The organism is Blastomonas sp. SL216 (assembly GCA_026625625.1).
Lineage (GTDB): Bacteria > Pseudomonadota > Alphaproteobacteria > Sphingomonadales > Sphingomonadaceae > Blastomonas.
In genome coordinates this window covers 28177-48236 of sequence record CP113055.1, presented here as the reverse complement: position 1 = coordinate 48236, position 20060 = coordinate 28177, and the positions used below count along the sequence as shown (strand labels likewise).

Here is a 20060-nt window from a genome sequence, read left to right as displayed (position 1 = left end):
GAAGCCTGACCCTTCGCAGGTGCAGCAAGGTGCTGTTCTGCACCGGCATTTGCCCTATGCCAGCGCGCATGCAGCCCGATTCGCACCCTGAAGACCTGCCCGAACGCGGCTTTGGACGGCTCGACTGGGCCGTGGCCGTGATGATGATGCTGCTCTGGGGCTTCAACATCATCGCGATGAAATCCGCCGTGGACAGCGCCGGCGCGCTGCCTGGGGCGTTCCTGCGCCAGGCGATCGTCGCGCTGGTCTGCCTGCCTTTCCTGCGCATCGTGCCTGGCCGGATGAAACTGATCGGCCTGCTCGGCGTCCTGAGCGGCGGCCTGTTCTATGTCGCGGTCGGGCTGTCGCTCAAGGTCAGCAACAATGTCAGCGCGCTCGCCATCGCTGGCCAGCTTGGCGTGCCCTTTTCGCTGATCCTCGCTGTCATCTTCCTCAAGGAGAAGATCGGCGTGCCGCGCCTGATCGGGATCGTCCTGGCGCTGTTCGGCGTGGTCCTGCTGGTGTTCGATCCCTCGGCGGGCAAGGAGCTGCCCGCGATCGCGATATCCGCCGTGGGCAGCCTGATCTGGGCCACTGCGACGCTGATCCAGCGCAATCTGGGCGGCATCGGCGTGCTCAATATCAGCGGCTGGCTGGGGTTGATCGGATCGCTGGTGATCCTGCCCTTTGCCTTGCTGCTCGAGCCGAACGGCATGGCAAAACTGCCGCACCTGACCGCCGAGACCTATGCCTGGACCGCCTATGCCGCGATCGGATCGAGCATCGGCGGCCATGGTGCGATGGTCTGGCTGCTGCAGCGGCACAGCGTTTCGACGGTCAGCCCGCTCACCATCCCGACCCCGGTCATCTCGGTCGCCTTTGCCACCTGGTGGTTCGGCACCCCGCTGACGCCGCTGATGATTGCAGGCGGATTGATCGCGTTGGCAGGCGTCTCTATCGTGGCCGTCCGCAACGCCCAGAAGGCGCGCGAGCTCGCCAAGGCGCGGCTGATGAAGGAAGGGACCAGATCTTGATCGACACCCCGTCGCCGAACTTTGACGAGCGCAAGCTGCCGATCACCATGCTGGTGCTGCACTATACCGGCATGGAGGACGCCCCTTCTGCGATCGATTGGCTCGCCAATCCGGCCAGCAAGGTGTCCGCGCACTATGTCGTGACAGAGGATGGCCAGATCATCCGCATGGTCGAGGAATCGGGGCGCGCCTGGCATGCGGGCCGATCGCACTGGCGCGGCATCACCGATGTGAACAGCGCCAGTATCGGCATAGAGATCGTCAATCCCGGCCATGAATTCGGCTATCGCCCTTTCCCCGAAGAGCAGATGTCCGCGCTGATCCCGCTCGTCGCCGATATTGTCGACCGGTATAATATCCCGCGTGCCAATGTCGTGGGCCACAGCGACATCGCGCCGGCACGCAAGCAGGATCCGGGCGAACTGTTCGACTGGCAAAGGCTGGCGCGGGTGCGCCTGGCGCTGCCGATCCCCGATGGGCGGCTGGTCGATCCCTATTGGAGCGATGGGGCTTTCATGCTCGCGCTCGAACGCTTCGGCTATGACATCTCTGATGGCCGCGCGGCGACCACCGCCTTCCAGCGGCGCTGGCGGCCCGGCACCATCACCGGCGAGATCGACGGCGAATGCCGCGCCATCCTGTTCGCGCTGCTGCTGGACCGGGACGCAGGGCGCACGCGCTGATTGCGCTCACCCCCATTCCGCGCTAGGCCGCGCGCAGCCAGAGGGTCGGGCAGCCGCGGGTCATGCAAATGGCGCGAGGAAAGTCCGGGCTCCACGAAACAGGGATGCCGGGTAACGCCCGGCGGGGGCGACCCCAGGGACAGTGCAACAGAAAGCAGGTTGCCCAAGGCTTCGGCCCGGTAACATTGAAAGGGTGCGGTAAGAGCGCACCGCGCGGCCAGCAATGGTTCGCGGCACGGTAAACCCCATCCGGAGCAAGACCGAATAGGGGCGGATTTGGCGATACGGTTTCCGCTTGTCGGAGGCGCGTCCCAGGGGAGTTTCGGCCCCTTGCCGCCCGGGTTGGTTGCTTGAGCGGTGCAGCAATGCCCCGCCTAGAGGAATGGCTGCCCATGACCGGCAACGGTCAGGACAGAACCCGGCTTACAGACCCTCTGGCGATTTTGCGATTTTGTGGATGATGAAAACGGCCTCGGGCCGGTCGTGCTCAGAGCGAGGCGAGCACCAGCTTGGACGGCACCGAATAATCGATGGCGGCGGGCGACTGCTCCAGCTCTTCCAGGTCGCACTGCGCAAAATCCTGCGCCGCATCGCCGCCGGCATAAGCCTGCGAGCCGAGCACGAACGTCGCCATCATCGCGATGGAGAGCATGGCTGCGAACATCAACTGGCGGCTCATCAACGGATTCCCTGAAACGTCTTCAATTGCAATCTATGCTGCGAATGCGAGATAGATAGCCGATCAATGCTTTCAAGACCCTTAGCGTTCGACAAACGACATCGCGGGTCGATGAAGCGAGCGGGGCGTTGCGGGATGCAGAGCCAGGCTGTAGCTTTCCAGCACACGGTCAGGGGTACAGGCATGGGCGGCAAGGCGGGGATTTGGCGGATTGCATTGGCGGGCGGGGCGCTGGCGCTGATGGCGGCATTGCCGGGGACAGCCCTTGCACAGGCACCTGCCGCCAAGGCCGATGCCGGGCGCAAGGAGTGCGGCCAGCCGGCGCAGAACCAGCGGGTAGCCCTGCTGATCGGCAATGGCGGGTATGACGGCGCCGATTGGGACAGCCTGGCGAACGCCGGCAATGATGTCGAGCGGCTGTGCGACGTCTTTGCCAAGGCCGGCTTCCGCGTCATCCGGCTGGTCGATGTCGATGCTGCGTCGGCACGGGCGGCGATTGACGAATTTGCCGACCTGTCCGGCAATGCGGACACGGCGCTCGTCTATTATGCCGGGCATGGCTTCGAATTTGGCGGAGAAAACTATCTCGTCCCGGTCGATGCCCCGCGCTACGCCAGCAAGAACGGCCTGGGCGAGCATTTCCTGCCGCTGGAATCGGTGATGGGCGCCGCCAGGGCCAAGCGCTTCAACCTGTTCTTTCTCGATGCCTGCCGCTCATTCGATGCCGTTGTCGAATTGACCGATCTGGATCCGGGCGGGCGTGACGGGGCGGTCGGCACCATCGGCCTGCCACGCGGCGGCAAGGGCGTGGTGTTCTACTCCACCGTCAAGGGCAGCCCGGCGCTGGACGATGCCCCGCCAAAGGCCGACGCGATCAGCCCGTTTGCCGCCGCTATCGCCAAGCATACCGGAACGCCCGGGCTGGAGCTGGACCAGTATCTCAAGATCGTCGCCCGCGACGTGGAGGAGCGGACCAAGCCGGTGATCGATCCGGCGCAATATCCTGTCCGCTATGGGCAGTTCCGCGAGGATTTCTTCCTGATGCCGATGCCCGACCCTGCAAGGTCACGGACCGGGGCACCGCGCGGCGGCGCAGCGGCGGCGCTCGCCATGGCCCTGCCGCAAATGACCAGTGTTCTTGCCGCACTGACGCTCGACCGGCTGGCGGTGGAGGACGAACCCTATATCGTCGGCAACCTGCTGACCCAGGCCCGGCTGGGCGACATTCTGTTGGCGGCGCGGCAGTCCAATGACCCGGTCGCACAATATCTGCTGGGCTATATGATGGAATTCGGGGTCGGCATTAACAAGAACCTGCCCGCCGCGCGCCAGTGGCTGGAGAAATCGGCGGCGCAGGGTCATCCTGCAGGACAACTCGAACTGGCCTATTTCCTGCGCAACAACGTGCCTGAAGAGGCTGCGCGGGCGCGTGAACTCTACGAACTTGCCGCGGCGCAGGATTATGCCAAGGCCAAGTCGCATCTGGGCGACCTTCTGATCGTCGAGGCGCGGGGTGAGCGCGATCCCGCCAAGGTGGCAGCGTTGAAGGCACGGGCGCGGAGCCTGTTCCTGCAGGCGGCCGAAAAGGGCCATCCCTTCGCGATGTTCGCGCTCGGCGCGCATACGGGCGACCAGGCAACATCCCAGCGGCTGCTGAACGCGCTGGCCGCCAAAGGCAATCGCGAGGGCGACCATTGGCTGTGCGAACTCGCCTATTTCCGCAACGAACTGGCGGGTACGGACGCCGAGCGCCACTGCACCCGCGGCGCGAGCGGCGGGTTTTCCGGATCGCAATTCCTGCAGGCCCGGCGCTATGCCGACGGCCTGGGTGTCCCACGCTCTGCCAGAGAAGCCGACTACTGGGCGCGGCTGGCACTGTCGCACAAGGAGCTCGACCCCGGCAGGCGCGGCGTGCTGGCCAGTATCGTCTTGCCGGAATGAGGGAAGCCTCTAGCCCTGTGGGCTTGTGATGGCTAGATGACAGCGCATGGCAGGCAGACGATCTACCGACTGGGGTTTCCCGCGCTGGCGGGGCTATGGCGCTTCGCGTGAGGCGCAGCAGGTGCGGATGTGCGATCGGCATGGCTGCGATCAGCCGGGCAATTGCCCTGCCCCCAAATCCCCGAACAGCCCTGATCGCTGGTATTTCTGCGAGCGCCACGCCGCCGAATACAACCAGGGCTGGGACTATTTTGCCGGCCTCGACAAGGAAGAGGCGGCGGCGCGCGCCGCCGAGGAACAGCGCGATAATTCGGGCTATCGCGAATCCGCCTTTCACGGCTGGACGGGTTCTGGCGACGGATCGCGCAGCCGCGACGAGATGCGCGCGCTCGATGTGCTCGAATGCGATGTGCATGCCGAGTTCGAAGAGGTGAAAAAGGCCTATCGCCGCCTCGCCAAGGCCAATCATCCCGATACCAACCAGGGCGACAAGGAGGCCGCCGTGCGCTTCCAGGCGATCCAGGCGGCCTATGCGGTATTGCGCAGCGCCGAGGAGCGAAAGACCTGGAAGGGCGTGTAATCACGCCGCCTCATCCCTATCTGCTCGCCCATGAAAACCGAAATCCGCGCCAACTGGTCGCATGCGCTGCTGGTGTGCAAGAAGTGCCAGAAACGCGCCAAGGCCAGCTTTGGCCCCGAAGGCGACCGTTCGCTCGCCAAGGCGCTGAAGCGCCGCCTGCCCGCCGGAAAGGGCCGCAAGGCGCGGCTGGGCGTGGTCGAAGTACCGTGCCTCGACATCTGCCCGAAAAAGGGCGTGGTGCTGATCGACACGCGCCATCCCGATCGCTGGCAGATCGTGCGCGAGGACGCCGATATCGACCGGCTCGCAGAAGACCTGAGCGCCTAAGCAAAAGGACCCCTCCCGTCGCCGGGAGAGGCCCCTTGCAAGGCGCACGATGCGTGCGTCTGGTTCAGGTCAGGCCTTAGCGGCAGTTGACCCGGCTGCGATCGATCGCACGACCTGCGGCTGCGCCACCCAAGCCACCGACAACGGCACCCAGCGTCTTGTCGCCGCGACCTGCAATCTCGTTGCCGAGCAGAGCGCCGACACCTGCGCCGACCAGCAGGCCGGTCGTGCCGTTGCTGCGCTGGCAGCGATAGCGGCCATCTTCACCGCGCCAGTAGCGACCCTCGTAACGGGCCTGGCGGCGCGCATCGCGGCGGCCTTCACGATAGGCACGGCGTTCGCCACGGTCGAACTGCGCAACATCCTGCGAATAGAAATTGGTCGAAACCGGCAGGGCAGCAGGAGCTGCGGGCGCGGGGTTCAGAAATGCGGCAGCGCTGGCAAGGGCAAGAGTAAACATGGTTTGTCTCCACAAATTGCTCCGGACGTTTGGCCCGGCTCGAAGCTAACAACATTCATCCTCGCAGCCAGTTTCATGAACAGATGACAACGTGCCCGATTCCGGTCGTTTCACCGATGAAGCGAGCCATTACAGCGACGAACCGTGAAAACACTTGCAACGTTCCGCTGTCTTATCCATATAAGACACATGCTGAACATCCTCTCCATTCTCGTCGGGATCGTGGCCCTGCTGCTCGCCATCCCTGCCTTCATCCCGCTGCTGGGCGCGCTCAACTGGCTGATCGTGCCGATCGCGCTGGTCGGGGTTTTGCTGGGCTTCCTGTCCAGCAGCAACACCGGACGCAATCTGTGCCTTATCGTGCTGGTGGTGTGCATCATACGGCTTTCGCTGGGCGGCGGCATTATCTGACCCGCGCATGCGCGGCACTCGCGCGCTCGCACGGTCCGGATTGCCGTTTTCCGTCATCTGCGAGCCGTGACATGTTTCATTTCGCGCGAAATCACTCTACCCCGCCGCGATGAGCGGTGACACCAAGCGACTGAACGGCCTGCCCGAGGCGGTGGGAGCCTATACGATCTGGGGCTTCATGCCGCTGTTCTTCAAGCAGTTGCAGGGCATTTCCCCGGTGGAGATCGTCGCGCACCGCGTGATGTGGTCGGTGATCCTGGTGCTGGCGATCCTTTGGGCGCGCAAGAGCCTGGGCGAGTTTCGCAGCGCGATCACCGATCCGCGCACCCGGCGCTTCATGCTGGCCAGCACGACGCTGATCGCGGGCAACTGGCTGATCTATATCTGGGCGATCACCAACGAGCACATCCTGGCCGGGAGCCTGGGCTATTACATCAATCCGCTGATCAACGTGGCGCTGGGCGTCGTGTTTTTCAGCGAACGGATGAACCGCACGCAGCTGATCGCGATCACGCTGGCGGCGGCGGGCGTGCTGGTGCTGGCGAGCGAATCGCTCGCCTCGATCTGGATCAGCCTGTCGCTTGCGGGCACCTTCGGCCTCTATGGCATGGTGCGCAAAATGGCCCCGGTCGGATCGCTGCCGGGCCTGGCCTGTGAAACCGTGCTGATGCTGCCCTTTGCGATCGGCTATGCGATCTGGGCGCATCTGTATGACCCGACGCCCGGCTTTGGCTATTCAGCCTATACCGACGCCTTCCTGATCGCAGGGGGCGCGATGACCACGCTCCCGTTGCTGCTGTTTGCCAGCGCGGCGCGCAAGATGCCGCTTTCGACGCTGGGCTTCGTCCAGTTCATCGGCCCGACGATCCAGTTCATGCTGGGCGTATTCGTCTATGACGAACCGTTCACCCGCGCCCACGCAATCTGCTTTGCGCTGATCTGGAGCGCAGTGGTGGTTTTCTGCCTGGATGGCGTGCGCCGCTCACGCGCGGCGCGGATGGCGCAACAAACGGCCTGATCCGCCATTTTCGCAAAGGCGGCAATCGCGCCTGACACTCGGATCGCCAAAATGAAACGGCACCCCCGCTTGCGCAGGAGTGCCGCGTAGAACCATTGCTCCGGCAGTGATTACCCGGCCGAAACCAGGCCCTTTTCCTGCATCAGCGTCTGCAGTTCGCCTGCCTCGAACATTTCCATCATGATGTCCGATCCGCCGATGAATTCGCCCTTCACATAGAGCTGCGGAATGGTCGGCCAGTCGGAAAATTCCTTGATGCCCTGGCGGACTTCCATGTCCTGCAGCACATCGACGCTCTCATAATCCACCCCCAGATGGTCGAGAATTGCGATGGCGCGGCTGGAAAAGCCGCATTGCGGGAAGAGCGGCGTGCCCTTCATGAACAGAAGGACGTCGTTCGCCTTGACGATTTCGGCGATGCGGGCCTGTGCGGTGTCGGTCATCGGTATGCTTCCTTGAATATGCAGATGACAATTAGCTGGGAACCGCCGTGGTGAGTTGCAAGGCGTGGAGTTCTCCGCCCATGCGTCCACCCAGCGCCGCATAGACTGCGCGCTGGCGGGCGATGCGCGAGAGCGGGCGGAAACTTTCCGCCACGACATGCGCGGCGTAATGGTCGCCATCGCCCGCGAGATCGGTGATCGTCACCTCGGCATCGGGGATGCCCGACTTGATCAGCGCCTCGATATCGGCTGCGGCCATGGGCATGGTTCAGTTCGACTCCTCGATGAACTGGCGGCGGGCTTCGGCCATCTTGGCCTCCAGCGCGGTGCGAACGCCCAGTTCGTCGATATCGACGCCGGCAGACACCAGATCGCCGAGCAGCTTGCGGATCACATCCTCGTCGCCCGCTTCCTCGAAATCGGCCTGGACGACCGACTTGGCATAGGCTTCGGTCTCTTCCGGCGTCAGCCCCATCTGCTGGGCAGCCCAGTTGCCGATCAGGCGGTTGCGGCGGGCGGTGATGCGGAACTGAAGGTCCTCATCGGCTGCAAACTTGGCTTCGAACGCGCGTTCGCGATCATTGAAACTGGTCATGTCGGCCCCTTGTTGGTCATGCAGGTCTGGCGTCTGCGCATAGGCCCAGCGCGCCAAAGCGGCAAGCGCCAAACCGCATGATTCCACTGGTTACATCGTCACCACAAGCTTGCCGATTGCTTCGCGATTTTCAAGCTTGGCGATCGCCTGAGGCGCATTGGAGAAGCTGAACGTTTCGGAGATGCGCGGGGAGATCTTGCCCGCCGCCCACAGATCGAACAGCTCGGCGATATTGGCCGCGTTGCGCTTCGGCTCGCGCGCCGCAAACGCCCCCCAGAACACACCGCAGACGTCGCAGCTCTTCAGCAGGGTGAGGTTGAGCGGCAGCTTGGCGATACCGGCGGGGAAGCCGACCACCAGGAAGCGGCCTTCCCACGCCATCGCACGGACTGCAGGCTCGCTGTAATCGCCGCCCACCGCGTCATAGACGATGTCCGCGCCATTGGGGCCGACCGCCTGCTTGAACGCATCGGCCAGCGCCCGCGACTGGTTCTTGTCGAACGGCTGGCGCTCATAGACGACCACATCGTCCGCTCCCGATTCCCGCGCGGCCTTGGCCTTGACTTCGCTCGACACAGCCGCGACCACGCGCGCGCCATAGGCCTTGCCCAGTTCCACCGCGGCAAGCCCCACGCCGCCGGCTGCGCCCAGCACCAGCAGCGTATCGCCGGGCTTGATATGGCCGCGGTCCTTGAGCGCGTGGATCGAGGTGCCATAGGTCATCAGCAGCGATGCGCCCTGTTCGAAGCTGAACTGGTCGGGCAGCTTGTAGGCCCCGGCAGCAGCGACGACCTTCTTCTCGACCAGTCCGCCAAATCCGGTGCCCGCAATCACGCGGTCGCCCACGGCCCAGCCGGTGACGCCCTCGCCCACCGCCTCGACAATCCCTGCAATCTCGCTGCCCGGCGCGAACGGGCGCTGGGGCTTGAGCTGATACATGTCCTTGATGATCAGCGCGTCGGGAAAGTTGATCGAGCAGGCCTTGACCGCAATCAGCAGCTCGCCTGCACCTGCGACCGGGCTGTCGATCTCAGTCATTTCCAGCGTTTCGGGGCCACCTGCGGCGTTCGACAAAAGGGCTTTCATTTTGGGCTCTCTCCAAATGTTTGTGATTATTCCCCGTCACCCCCGCGAAGGCGGGGGTCCCGCTCGCTTCAGCACTTGGCGAAGAAGCGGGATTCCCGCGTTCACGGGAATGACGGAATTATGCAGTAGCAGGCACCAGCCAGGGACGTTCGGCGCTGACCTTCGCCTCATAGGCGCTGATCGCGTCAGTCTTGGCCATTGTCAGGCCGATCTCGTCCAGCCCCTGCATCAGGCAGGTCTTGCGGAACGGATCGATATCGAAGCTGAACCGGTCCTGGAACGGCGTGGTCACGGTCTGGCTTTCCAGATCGATATGGATCGGATCGGTCGCCGCGACCTCCATCAACCGGTCGACCGCCTCTTGCGGCAGCACGACGGAAAGGATGCCGTTCTTGAACGCGTTGCTGGAGAAAATATCCGAAAAACTGGGCGCGATCACCGCCGTGATGCCCAGATCGGTCAGCGCCCAGGCGGCATGTTCGCGGCTCGATCCGCAGCCGAAATTATCGCCCGCGATCAGGATCGGCGCACCGGCAAATTCGGGATCGTCGAACACATTGCCCGGCTCTGCGCGCACCGTCTCGAACGCACCCTTGCCCAGCCCTTCGCGGCTGATCGTCTTCAGCCACTGCGCGGGGATGATGATATCGGTATCGACATTCTTGCGGCCAAAGGGAATGGCCCGGCCCTCGACGCGATCAATCGGTTGCATGGGGTCCCTCGGTCGCTTCGGCGCCCGGTTCTTCGGGCTTCTTGCCAGCGGTGTCCGGCTTGGGCTTGCTGAACTGCTTGCCGACATAGAGCAATGCTGCTGCCAGCGCCGCCGATCCCACCGCAGCGCCTGCCATGGCGCTGTTGGACCAGCCGTTCTTCTTGTCCTTGGTCAACTATCCTACTCCGCCGCTTGGGGAAATGCCGGCAGCTTTGCGATATCTGCCGGTTCGTGCTGAATGATCACGGTTGCTTTGAGATTGTCTGCCAGTTTCTTGAACCGGTCAAGCGAAGCCAGCGTCTGTGCCCGATCAACATTGAAGGTCGGCACGCCGTTTGTCGCGTAATTCTCGGCAAAATGGGCCAGATCGCCGGTCAGCAGAATAGGCCCCCTGCCCTTCAGCCGCACCAGCAGGCCGTTATGCCCGGGGGTATGGCCGGGCAGGCGCAGCATCGTCACCAATCCGTCGCCGAATACGTCCTTGTCGGTCGCGACCTGCTCCACCTTGCCGCCGCCCTTGATCCAGGGCTCGAACGGCTGCGGGTTGGCGCCATAGCTCGCCGGATCGGTGGTCACCACCTGCCAGTCGGGCTTGCCGAGCAGCAGCGTCGCGCCCGGAAAGTCGGCGAGCTGGCCGATATGATCGAAATGATAATGGCTGACCCCGACATATCTGATCGCGGCCGGATCGACCTTGAGCTGCGCCAGCTGCTCCTTGATCGTCGCGGTCACCGTGGCGTCCATCGCCGCCTTGGGATCAAGCGGCTTGCCCTTCATCGCGGCGGGAAGGCCGGTGTCCCAGAGCAGGTAATCGCTGCCGTGGCGGATCAGATAGCAGCTGCTGGCCAGCCGCTTGGACTTGCCGGTATAGGCCTGGGTATCCGAAAACGCGTTGAGGTCGTTAGCCGCGACCGATCCGCAATCGAGCCGCCACAGCTTGACCTCGGCTTGGCTCACCTCGGCCTGTTGTGCGGCGGCAGGGGCAGCCAGGCCCAGCGAGGCTGCCATCACGAAACATGTCTTCAACTTGCGCATCATCCTTGCCCTTCTGTCGCAGCCTTGCAGCATCGTCGGCAACATCATGCCCTATGGCAAGCGTGCAGGTCGATCACACCAGGTCCCGCACATCCGCCAACCGTCCGGTCACCGCCGCTGCCGCCGCCATTGCGGGGCTGACGAGATGCGTACGCGCGCCAGGGCCCTGGCGGCCGACGAAATTGCGGTTGGAGGTCGATGCGCACCGTTCGCCCGCAGGCACCTTGTCCGGGTTCATGCCGAGGCATGCCGAACAACCCGGCTCGCGCCATTCGAAACCGGCCTCGATGAAGATGCGGTCCAGCCCCTCTTCCTCCGCCTGGCGCTTGACCAGGCCGGAACCCGGCACCACCAGCGCGGACTTGATGCCGGGCGCATTGCGGCGGCCTTTCAGCACGGCGGCAGCGGCGCGCAGATCCTCGATGCGGCTGTTGGTGCAGCTGCCGATGAAGATATGCTCGACTGGAACTTCGGTGAGCGGGGTGCCGGCAGAAAGGCCCATATAGTCGAGCGATTTCTGCGCAGCGGCGCGCTTGGAGGCATCCTCGAAGCTGTCCGGATCGGGAATGACCCCGGTGATCGGCACCACGTCTTCCGGGCTGGTGCCCCAGGTGACCGAGGGCGCGATATCGGCGGCGTTGACGACCACCGACTTGTCGAACACCGCCCCGTCATCGGTCTTGAGCGTGCGCCAATAGGCAACTGCCGCCTCCCAGTCCGCGCCCTTGGGCGCCATCGGGCGACCCTTGAGATACGCGAAGGTCGTATCGTCGGGCGCGATCAGACCAGCGCGCGCGCCTGCCTCGATCGACATGTTGGCGATGGTCAGCCGGCCTTCGATCGACATCTTCTCGAACACAGGCCCACGATATTCGACGACATGGCCGGTGCCGCCTGCCGCACCGATCTGGCCGATGATGTGCAGGATCAGGTCCTTGGGGCTGACGCCGTCAGGCAGATCACCCTCGACCCGGATCTCCATCGACCTGGAGCGCTTGAGCTGCAGCGTCTGCGTTGCCAGCACATGCTCGACCTCGGACGTGCCGATACCAAAGGCGAGCGCACCCAGCGCGCCGTGCGCGGCGGTGTGGCTGTCGCCGCAGACCATGGTGCAGCCCGGCAGCGTGAAGCCCTGTTCGGGCCCGATGACATGGACGATGCCCTGGCGGATGTCGGTGGCGTCAATATAGGGCACGCCGAACGCGGGCGCGTTGCGCTCGAGCGCCTCGAGCTGCGCGCGGCTTTCCGGGTCGGCAATCGGCACGCGGTTGCCACTGGCATCGATCCGCGCGGTGGTCGGCACATTGTGATCGGGCACGGCGAGCGTGAGGTCTGGCCTGCGCACCTTGCGCCCGGTCATTCGCAATCCCTCAAACGCCTGCGGGCTGGTCACTTCATGCACGAGATGGCGGTCGATGAAGATGATCGCGGTGCCATCGTCGCGCTGATCGACGACGTGCGCGTCCCAGATCTTTTCGTACAGCGTCCTTGCCTGAGCCATCGTGCAGATTACCCCTTCAAACCGGATATGCTAGGGCGCTTGGCAGAAGCCAATGCCCAAATCCAGCGCAGATTTGGTTGCTTTTGCAACCGGGACTATATGCCCTCTTCAATCGGCCAGCGAATGCGCCTATTCTTGAGCGATGCAAGCCCTGATCAACTTCGGTATCGTGATTGCCTCTGTCGCGTTCATGGAATTCGTGGCGTGGTGGAGCCACAAATATGTGATGCATGGCTGGGGCTGGGGCTGGCACCGCGACCATCATGAGCCGCACAACAATATGTTCGAGAAGAACGACCTGTACGCCATTGTCGGCTCCGCCCTCTCGATCAGCCTGTTCATCATCGGGGCCTGGCTTTGGGAGCCTGCCACCTGGATGGGCATCGGCGTGATGATCTATGGTGCCATCTACACGCTTATCCATGACGGGCTGGTGCATCAGCGCTATTTCCGCTGGGTACCCAAGAGCGGATATGCCAAGCGGCTGGTGCAGGCGCACAAGCTGCACCATGCCACGATCGGCAAGGAGGGCGGAGTGAGCTTCGGCTTCATCGTCGCCGAAGACCCGGTCAAGCTGAAGCAGGAACTCAAGCGCCAGCGCGAAGCAGGGATTGCCGTGGTCCGCGATTCGGTCGGCGCGAGCTGAGCCGGGTCTTTGAAAGACACCCAAAGCCCTCCCCATCGATGAGGGAGGTTGGGTGGGGGTGATCTCTCCGGATTGAGCTAAGCCTGCCACGCCGCGCTGTTACACCCAGCCGCACCATCACCCTCACCGCTGCGACCAGGTGGCAAGCCACCAAGTCTCGCTGCCTCTCCCATCAAGGGAGAGGCGCAATGTGTCACAACATCGCCATATCGGTCGGCAGACCCAGCGCAACGCGGCCCACCAGCTCATAGACGCTGCTCGCTGTCGCGATGTGCTGGGTTGCGACATGAGCGTCGCGGAAGCGGCGTTGCAGGTTGCTGGTCATGTAGACCGCGCTGCCACCGCCGATGGTAAAGGCAGCCTTGGCAACCTCTGCCGAGGTTTCGGTGGCATAGGTCGCAGCAAGGCGCAGCAGCGCGCGTTCCTCTGGCGATAGCTCGCCACGCGCGGTTGCACCGGCCCAGCACGCCTCGACGCATTCGCGCAAATAGGCCTGCGCGCCGCCCAGCTTGGCCTGCGCGCGCATAAGTTCGGTCTGCACCACGCCGCGCTCGGCCAGGCTGCGCTGGCCGCCCTGCGGCTTCTTCGCCTTGGCCAGCGCCTCGATCTCGTCGAGCGCACCGGCGGCGTTGCCAAGCGCGACCGAAGCAACGCCCAGGGCCAGCAGCCCGAAGACCGGGAACTGGTAGAGCGCGCCCGGCTCCACCGGCTTGTCGGCGATCAGCGAGACGCTGCGCTCCTTGGGGACGATGATGTCCTTGACGGTGAAGTCGCCCGAGCCGGTGCCCTTCATGCCCATCACATGCCAGGTATCGAGCAGCTCGGCCTGGTCCGCCGGGAAGATCATCATCCGGTGATAAGGCGCGCCGTTTTCGAAGCGCTGCAACTCGCCCTGCTTGAACACCATCGCGCCGCCCGACAGCCAGTCGCAATTGGCGCTGCCCGATCCCCATTGCCAGCGGCCCGAGACGACATAATGGTCGCCCATGTCATCCGCCCGGCCCATCGGTGCGAACACCCCGCCGGTGATCGAATGCGGGTCGGCATAGATTTCCCTGGCGACGTCGTGCGCGAGATAGGCAGCGTTGAGCGCGGTGGTCGATCCGATCATAGCGCACCAGCCCGCACTCGCCTCGGCCCGGGCGATGGCGTGGAGCACCACCACCATGTCCATCGGCGTCAGTTCCAGCCCGGCCAGGCTTTTGGGGCGCAGGATGTTGAATGCGCCGGCCTTGGCCATGGACTGCGCGATATCCGCAGGCAGGTGCCGCGTCGCCTCGATCTCGTCCGCGCGCGCGGCAATGCCGGGCAGCAGCATGGCGATGGCATGGCCCAGCGGCTCAATGCTTTCGAGTGGTTGCATCACGTTCCTTCGCCCCTTCTCTAACTGTCATCCTGAACTTGTTTCAGGACCCATTTCTCGATGCGCACCATCCGTGCCCAGACGCACAATGGGCCCTGAAACAAGTTCAGGGTGACGAGAAAACCATCGCCGCGCTTGGCTTACAACCGCATCAGGCTCGCCAGATTGTTGCGCTGCATGTCGCTCGATCCGCCGACAATCGGCATGCCCATCAGGTCGCGGACATGCCGCTCCATCTCATAGGCATCGCTGAGCGCATAGGAGCCCATCACCTGCTGGCAGGTGAGCGCGATTTCCACCCCGGTATCGGCGACGAACAGCTTGGCCATGCTGGTCTCGACCGAACAGGGCCGCCCCTCGTTCGCCAGCCAGGCGGCGTGATAGAGCAGATGGCGCGCCGCCTGCCATTTGGTGCGCGCGGTGACCAGCTTGGCGCGGATCGCCTGGTGCTGGCTGATCGGTTTGCCGAACTGCACCCGCTCCTGCGCATAGGCCCAGGCCTCGTCGATCGCGGCGCGCGCGATGCCGAGCGCGACGGCGGAGATTTCCAGCTTCTCGACATCGAGCGCGCGGCCAGCAAGCAGTTTCCAGCCCTGGTTCCACATCGCCTCGCCGCCGACAATGGCGCTCAAGGGCAGCCGGACATTGTCGAAATACACGTCCTGGCTGTGCGTATAGCGCAGGTTGACATGCTCGATATCCTGCATGGTGACGCCTGCCGCCCTGGTCGGCACCAGCACGAAGGAGAGGTTGCGATAGCGCTCTTCCGCAGGACCCGAGCGCACGAGGCAATAGATATAATCGGCCCAGTCCGCACCGGTGCACCAGCGCTTGGCACCGTTGATGACAATCTCGTCGCCCTCGCGCACTGCGCGCGTTTCGACGCTGGCAAGGTCGCCGCCAACATTGGGTTCGGACAGGCCATAAGCGAAGAACATCTCGCCCCTCGCCAGCCGCGGCAGGAATTCGGCCTTCTGTTCGGGCGACCCGTTTTCGCTGAGGTTCATGCCGCCATAGAAGCTGGTATGAATGAAGGGACCGGCAAGGCATGGCCCTGCGGTCGCCAGTTCCTCGATCACCGCGATGGCGGCGACCAGATCCTGCCCTGCCCCGCCAAACTCCTCGGGTACGGTGAGCGCGGTCAGCCCCAGTTCGTTGAGCTTGCCATAGACATCGCGCGGCCAGTGCGCCGCCTTGTCCCAGGCCTGGCGCGCCTCGCGCGGGGCATGGTCGGCAATGAACCGCTGGATCGTCGCGCGCAGGGCGGAGACATGCTCGGGCTCGTCGGTAAAAGTCTGGAGGGTCATGCGTCCGCTCTCCCGCATGCCAATCCGTTTTCCGGCGAAAGCCCGAATCCAGAAGAGAGATCGCACTGCAGGCGCTCCTGGACTCCGGCTTTCGCCGGAGAACGGCAAGGTCGATGCAAAGCGCTCATCCTCACTCCCCCGTCAGCTTCGGCGCGCGCTTCTCGGCCATCGCGGCCACGGCCTCGCGCCGGTCGCCGAGATAGTTGGAGACGCTCTCCCAGCCGATCGCCGCATCCATCATCTGCGCGGCCAATGCCCGCAGCGGAATGTTGGTCACGCTCTTGGTCCAGCGCACCGCCCATTTCGGGTTGCCCTGCAGCTTGGCGATGATCTCGCCGAGCTTGGCATCGAGCTGATCGCCCGGCACCGCGTGGTTGATCAGCCCGAGGTCCTTGGCCTCGCTGGCGCTCAGCATGTCGCCCGTCATCAGCAGTTCCTTGGCCTTGGCATAGCCGATCAGCTGCGGCCAGATCAGCGCGCCGCCATCGCCAGCGACCAGCCCGACCTTGACATGCGGATCGCCGATCACCGCCCTTTCGTCCGCGACGATGATGTCGCACAGCAGCGCAATGGTTGCGCCCAGCCCTGCCGCTGCGCCATTCAACCGGCACAATATCGGCTTTTCCATCTCGAGCAGGCTGGAGACGATGCGCTTGGCGTCCCAGGCGATTGCGCGGAAGCTCGCGGGATCGTCGATCTGTTGCTGGAACCACGCGAAATCGCCGCCCGCGCAAAAGGCCCTGCCCTTGGCGGTCAGCACGATGATGTCGCTATCGCTGTCGCGCTGCAGATCGGTGAACACCCGCGCCAGCTCGTCGTGCATCGGCCCGTCGACGCCGTTGACCGGATGGTCCGACGTAATGATTGCCTTCAGCACCCGCCCGTCGCGCTCGAACGTGAAGCGGCTATAGTTCTGGTCCTCGATGCGGAAATCGTGGCTCATCAATAGTCTCCCATTCGCACCAGACGGCGGCCAAAGCTGGCGCCGGTGAACAGCCCGCAGAAAGCCTCGGGCATCGCTTCCAATCCGTCATACAGCTCTTCGCGATAGATGAGCTTTCCATCGCCGATCATCGCGCCCATCGCGGCCTGCGCCTCGGAAAACTGCGGGATGTCGTCGAACACCAGGATGCCACGCATCGTCAGGCGCTTGGCGATGAACTCGCCGGTATTGGTGATGCCGACACGCTGGCCTTGCGGCACATTATAGTCGGCCACCTGGCCCGACATGACGATATGGCCATTCAGGCGCATCAGCGGCAGCACGGTGTCGATCATCGCATTGCCGACATTGTCGAACAATATGTCCACGCCCTTGGGACAGGCCGCCGCGATGGCCGCGCCAAGATCATCGGTCGCCTTGTAATCGATCGCCGCATCGAAGCCGCATGCCTCGACCAGCCAGTCGCATTTTTGCTGGCCGCCTGCGATGCCGGTGACGCTTGCCGCGCCCCAGGCACGCGCGAGCTGGCCTGCGGTCGCGCCGACGACGCCGGCTGCAGAGGTGATCAGGACATGCGCGCCTTCTCGCATTTCGCCGACACGCTTCAGCCCGAACCAGCTCGTCATGCCGGGAATGCCCAGCGCGCCCAGCCAGAGCGTGCGCGGCAGGCCGTTATCGGCGATCGGCATCACATAGCCGCGCCCGTTGCTGATGCTGTGCGTCGTCCAGCCGCCACTGCCGGTGACCCAGGTGCCGACCGGGAAGCGCGCATTGCGGCTTTCGCTGACCATGCCGACCATGAACCCGTCCATCGTGCCACCCGGCGGGATCGGCGGAGCATAGCTCGCGCCCGTCGCATGCAATCGCGAACGAACGCCGGGATCGACCGAGGCGATGCGGTGTTCGATCAGGAATTGCTGGTCTTCGAGCGCGGGAATCTCCCGCTCGACAATGGCAAAATCATCGGGCTGCGGCAGGCCATCGATCGGTGCCTTCAGCACCACGCTGCGCATCGTCGCCATGACCTCTTCCCGCTCCTGCCTGTTTTATCGTTCCAGGCTTGATTGCATAACCGCTACCATTAGCAAAGCGGAAATGCTGACATCCGTGTCAGTCGGGCGCGTCAGGCAGGCTCGTAAGTCGAGAGATCAGCCGGGGCGGCGATCATTACCCAGTTCGGCCAGCAGCGCGCGGTCGGCATCGGGCACCAGCCCTTCCAGCACGCGCCAGAAGCCGGTCACCGAATCCTGCCCGGCCCGGCGATAGGCCTGGGAGAGCCGGCTGCGCAATGCATCGAACAGCTCGGCTTCCAGCGTAGCACCCGCAGGCGTCAGCCGCAGCAGCTTCTGCCGCCGATCGGTCTCGCCGCTGCGGGTCTCGATCAGATCGCGGCGCTGCAATTCGGTCAGCACCCGGCCAAGCGACTGCTTGGTGATGGCCAGCGCGCGCAGCAACTGACTTACCGTGAGGTCGGGATTGCGCGCGATGAAATACAGCGCCCGGTGGTGCGCACGGCCCAGCCCCTGGACGGCGAGCTGGTCGTCGATCGACTTGGTCAGCCGGGTATAGCCGAAGAACAGCAGCTCCACGCCATGGCGGATTTCATCCTCGCGCAGGAAAAGCGCGGAAGCCGAGGGGGAAGATGGGACAGGCATGTTGACCTTGATTGCCAGCGAGATTAGGTCTTGGCAAGCCCGCGTTGCAGCAAGGCCAGCCGCCGGGACGCACATACCAGTTTCAATCCTTGCACCTTGAGGGGATGACATGCTGCCTTTCGCGATCGAACCGACGACCAATCCCACGCCTGCCGATGCGCGCGATGCGGCCCTGGTCGATCCCGGTTTCGGCAAGCTGTTCACCGATCACATGGTGGTGGTGCGCTATGACGAGGCCGAGGGCGGCTGGTACGATGCCAGGGTGACCGCGCGCGCGCCGATCCCGATGGATCCCGCCTCTTCGGTGCTGCATTATGCGCAGGAAATCTTCGAGGGGATGAAGGCGTACAAGCTGTCCGACGGCAGCACCGCGCTGTTCCGCCCCGATGCCAATGCGCGCCGCTTCAACGAATCCGCAACGCGCATGGCGATGCCGCATGTGCCCAATGATCTGTTCATCGAATCGGTCGAGCAGCTGGTTCGGATCGATTCCGAATGGTTCCCCAAGGTGGAAGGCGGCGCGCTGTACCTGCGGCCGTTCATGTTCGCGAGCGAAGTGTTTCTCGGCGTGCGCCCGGCCAAGCAATATCTGTTCATCACCATCGCCTCGCCGGTGGGTGCTTATTTCAAGGGCGGCATCGCGCCGGTGACGATCTGGGTGTCGCAGCATTACACCCGCGCCGCGCCCGGCGGCACGGGCGCTGCCAAGTGCGGCGGCAATTATGCCGCCAGCCTCGTTGCCCAGGCAGAGGCGACCGCGCAAGGCTGCGACCAGGTCGTGTTCCTCGATGCGGCCGAGCATAAATGGGTCGAGGAGCTGGGGGGCATGAACCTGTTCTTCGTGTTCGAGGATGGCAGCATCATCACCCCGCCGCTGACCGGCACGATCCTGCCCGGCATCACCCGCAGCTCGATCATCGATCTGGCGCGCGCGCAGGGCCTGACCGTCACCGAACAGCCCTATTCGATCGACCAGTGGCAGGCGGATGCGGAAAGCGGCAAGCTGCGCGAGACCTTCGCCTGCGGCACCGCGGCGGTCGTCACTCCGGTCGGCACGGTGAAATCACCGCAAGGCAGCTTCACCATCGGCGGCAACCAGTCGGGCCCGGTCACGGCCAGCCTGCGCTCTGCCCTGGTATCGATCCAGCGCGGCGATGCCGCCGACCCGCATGGCTGGGTCCACCGCATCGGCTGAGTTTCCGCAGGCCGCGCGTCGCCCCAAAAAGGCGCTTGGCGGCCCGCGCCTTTTCCGTATATAGGCCGCTCCCGCGCTAGCCCGACCCATGGTCGGCAAGCGCCCGAAGCAGGGCATTGGGGTGTCGCCAAGTGGTAAGGCACCGGTTTTTGGTACCGGCATTCGCAGGTTCGAATCCTGCCACCCCAGCCAGCCTCTCAGATTGGCTCAAAGCACCAAAATTCAAAAAAGCCTGAGCTTCAAATAACGGGCTACGAGCATGGAGCCGTGGGCTGGCCAAGCGACAGCATCATGATCCGTCCTCGCTCGGAGCCCATGAGGCATGGCCCTTCATCGACGCGATATCACCCTAATCGCGCCCAGCTTCACGGCCTGGTCATGTGCTTTCCCATCGTTGGCCTCGCCAGGATGGCAGCGTGCGCAGTTCTCGATATTGCCGATGCCTTCGCGGGTCTGTGCGGTACAGC

At 64.1% G+C, this 20060-nt stretch carries 24 protein-coding genes, 1 tRNA gene and 1 other RNA gene; 11 read left to right on the top strand and 15 right to left on the bottom strand.

Annotated features, from left to right (window positions below; all coding sequences use genetic code 11):
- The first annotated feature begins 68 nt into the window (after positions 1-68).
- The 3 genes from OU999_00245 to rnpB all read left to right on the top strand — a co-directional run bounded on the left by OU999_00245 (position 69) and on the right by rnpB (position 2138).
- Complete coding sequence (locus tag OU999_00245; protein WAC23660.1) at positions 69-1013, top strand: DMT family transporter; 945 nt, start codon at positions 69-71, stop codon at positions 1011-1013.
- 47 nt (positions 1014-1060) lie between these two features.
- Entirely contained in the window at positions 1061-1696 is a 636-nt protein-coding gene (locus tag OU999_00240; GenBank protein ID WAC25311.1) for an N-acetylmuramoyl-L-alanine amidase, read from the top strand.
- A gap of 37 nt (positions 1697-1733) precedes the next feature.
- Positions 1734-2138: RNase P RNA component class A (rnpB, locus tag OU999_00235), an RNA gene on the top strand.
- 45 nt (positions 2139-2183) lie between these two features.
- Here the strand turns inward: rnpB and OU999_00230 are convergent.
- Positions 2184-2375 (bottom strand): hypothetical protein, encoded by a 192-nt coding sequence (locus tag OU999_00230; protein ID WAC23659.1) that lies wholly within the window; start codon positions 2373-2375, stop codon positions 2184-2186.
- 183 nt (positions 2376-2558) lie between these two features.
- On the opposite strand from OU999_00230, the gene OU999_00225 reads away from it, so the two are divergent.
- Genes OU999_00225 through OU999_00215 form a run of 3 tightly spaced genes read left to right on the top strand, consistent with a single transcriptional unit; the run spans position 2559 to position 5223 of the window.
- The gene (locus OU999_00225; GenBank protein ID WAC23658.1) at positions 2559-4316 is read left to right on the top strand and encodes a caspase family protein; all 1758 of its coding nucleotides are present in this window, start codon (positions 2559-2561) and stop codon (positions 4314-4316) included.
- 46 nt (positions 4317-4362) lie between these two features.
- Positions 4363-4896: a J domain-containing protein gene (locus tag OU999_00220; GenBank protein ID WAC23657.1), complete on the top strand. Its 534-nt coding sequence runs from the start codon at positions 4363-4365 to the stop codon at positions 4894-4896.
- Positions 4897-4926: 30 nt separating this feature from the next.
- Positions 4927-5223: a (2Fe-2S) ferredoxin domain-containing protein gene (locus OU999_00215; GenBank protein WAC23656.1), complete on the top strand. Its 297-nt coding sequence runs from the start codon at positions 4927-4929 to the stop codon at positions 5221-5223.
- A gap of 76 nt (positions 5224-5299) precedes the next feature.
- Here the strand turns inward: OU999_00215 and OU999_00210 are convergent, their stop codons facing one another.
- Positions 5300-5683, bottom strand: a complete 384-nt coding sequence (locus OU999_00210; protein ID WAC23655.1) for a glycine zipper 2TM domain-containing protein — start codon at positions 5681-5683, stop codon at positions 5300-5302.
- Positions 5684-5872: 189 nt separating this feature from the next.
- Here OU999_00210 and OU999_00205 point away from each other — a divergent pair, with 189 nt between their 5' ends.
- Together OU999_00205 and rarD are read left to right on the top strand one after the other, a co-directional pair.
- A complete protein-coding gene (locus OU999_00205; GenBank protein WAC23654.1) occupies positions 5873-6094 on the top strand; it encodes a hypothetical protein in 222 nt (73 codons plus the stop codon).
- Between the two features lie 109 nt (positions 6095-6203).
- Positions 6204-7112: an EamA family transporter RarD gene (rarD, locus tag OU999_00200; protein ID WAC23653.1), complete on the top strand. Its 909-nt coding sequence runs from the start codon at positions 6204-6206 to the stop codon at positions 7110-7112.
- 110 nt (positions 7113-7222) lie between these two features.
- Here the strand turns inward: rarD and grxD are convergent, their stop codons facing one another.
- The 8 genes from grxD to leuC all read right to left on the bottom strand — a co-directional run bounded on the left by grxD (position 7223) and on the right by leuC (position 12484).
- Positions 7223-7555 carry a Grx4 family monothiol glutaredoxin gene (grxD, locus tag OU999_00195; protein WAC23652.1) on the bottom strand — a complete coding sequence of 111 codons (333 nt, stop codon included), beginning with the start codon at positions 7553-7555 and terminating at the stop codon, positions 7223-7225.
- Between the two features lie 31 nt (positions 7556-7586).
- Complete coding sequence (locus OU999_00190; protein WAC23651.1) at positions 7587-7820, bottom strand: BolA/IbaG family iron-sulfur metabolism protein; 234 nt, start codon at positions 7818-7820, stop codon at positions 7587-7589.
- A gap of 3 nt (positions 7821-7823) precedes the next feature.
- Positions 7824-8150: a DUF1476 domain-containing protein gene (locus OU999_00185; GenBank protein ID WAC23650.1), complete on the bottom strand. Its 327-nt coding sequence runs from the start codon at positions 8148-8150 to the stop codon at positions 7824-7826.
- A gap of 90 nt (positions 8151-8240) precedes the next feature.
- Positions 8241-9236, bottom strand: coding sequence for an NADPH:quinone oxidoreductase family protein (locus OU999_00180; protein ID WAC23649.1), 996 nt, complete (start codon positions 9234-9236; stop codon positions 8241-8243).
- A 118-nt stretch (positions 9237-9354) separates the two neighbouring features.
- The gene (gene leuD, locus OU999_00175; protein WAC23648.1) at positions 9355-9948 is read right to left on the bottom strand and encodes a 3-isopropylmalate dehydratase small subunit; all 594 of its coding nucleotides are present in this window, start codon (positions 9946-9948) and stop codon (positions 9355-9357) included.
- Positions 9935-10123, bottom strand: a complete 189-nt coding sequence (locus OU999_00170; GenBank protein ID WAC23647.1) for an isopropylmalate isomerase — start codon at positions 10121-10123, stop codon at positions 9935-9937. The genes leuD and OU999_00170 overlap by 14 nt, the downstream gene beginning before the upstream one ends.
- A gap of 5 nt (positions 10124-10128) precedes the next feature.
- Positions 10129-10986, bottom strand: a complete 858-nt coding sequence (locus OU999_00165) for an N-acyl homoserine lactonase family protein (protein WAC23646.1) — start codon at positions 10984-10986, stop codon at positions 10129-10131.
- A gap of 70 nt (positions 10987-11056) precedes the next feature.
- On the bottom strand, positions 11057-12484 hold the full coding sequence (gene leuC, locus OU999_00160; protein WAC23645.1) for a 3-isopropylmalate dehydratase large subunit: 1428 nt from the start codon (positions 12482-12484) through the stop codon (positions 11057-11059).
- 142 nt (positions 12485-12626) lie between these two features.
- On the opposite strand from leuC, the gene OU999_00155 reads away from it, so the two are divergent.
- The gene (locus OU999_00155) at positions 12627-13130 is read left to right on the top strand and encodes a sterol desaturase family protein (protein WAC23644.1); all 504 of its coding nucleotides are present in this window, start codon (positions 12627-12629) and stop codon (positions 13128-13130) included.
- A gap of 193 nt (positions 13131-13323) precedes the next feature.
- Here OU999_00155 and OU999_00150 read toward each other — a convergent pair whose 3' ends face one another.
- The 5 genes from OU999_00150 to OU999_00130 all read right to left on the bottom strand — a co-directional run bounded on the left by OU999_00150 (position 13324) and on the right by OU999_00130 (position 18398).
- Entirely contained in the window at positions 13324-14493 is a 1170-nt protein-coding gene (locus OU999_00150; GenBank protein WAC25310.1) for an acyl-CoA dehydrogenase family protein, read from the bottom strand.
- Positions 14494-14633: 140 nt separating this feature from the next.
- Complete coding sequence (locus tag OU999_00145) at positions 14634-15800, bottom strand: acyl-CoA/acyl-ACP dehydrogenase (GenBank protein ID WAC23643.1); 1167 nt, start codon at positions 15798-15800, stop codon at positions 14634-14636.
- A gap of 130 nt (positions 15801-15930) precedes the next feature.
- Positions 15931-16743 carry an enoyl-CoA hydratase/isomerase family protein gene (locus OU999_00140; GenBank protein ID WAC23642.1) on the bottom strand — a complete coding sequence of 271 codons (813 nt, stop codon included), beginning with the start codon at positions 16741-16743 and terminating at the stop codon, positions 15931-15933.
- Positions 16743-17765, bottom strand: a complete 1023-nt coding sequence (locus OU999_00135) for an NADP-dependent oxidoreductase (GenBank protein ID WAC23641.1) — start codon at positions 17763-17765, stop codon at positions 16743-16745. The genes OU999_00140 and OU999_00135 overlap by 1 nt, the downstream gene beginning before the upstream one ends.
- A 126-nt stretch (positions 17766-17891) precedes the next feature.
- Positions 17892-18398 carry a MarR family transcriptional regulator gene (locus OU999_00130; GenBank protein WAC23640.1) on the bottom strand — a complete coding sequence of 169 codons (507 nt, stop codon included), beginning with the start codon at positions 18396-18398 and terminating at the stop codon, positions 17892-17894.
- A gap of 109 nt (positions 18399-18507) precedes the next feature.
- On the opposite strand from OU999_00130, the gene OU999_00125 reads away from it, so the two are divergent.
- A complete protein-coding gene (locus OU999_00125) occupies positions 18508-19593 on the top strand; it encodes a branched-chain amino acid aminotransferase (GenBank protein ID WAC23639.1) in 1086 nt (361 codons plus the stop codon).
- A gap of 117 nt (positions 19594-19710) precedes the next feature.
- A tRNA-Gln gene (locus OU999_00120) sits at positions 19711-19785 on the top strand.
- The last annotated feature ends 275 nt before the right edge of the window (positions 19786-20060 follow it).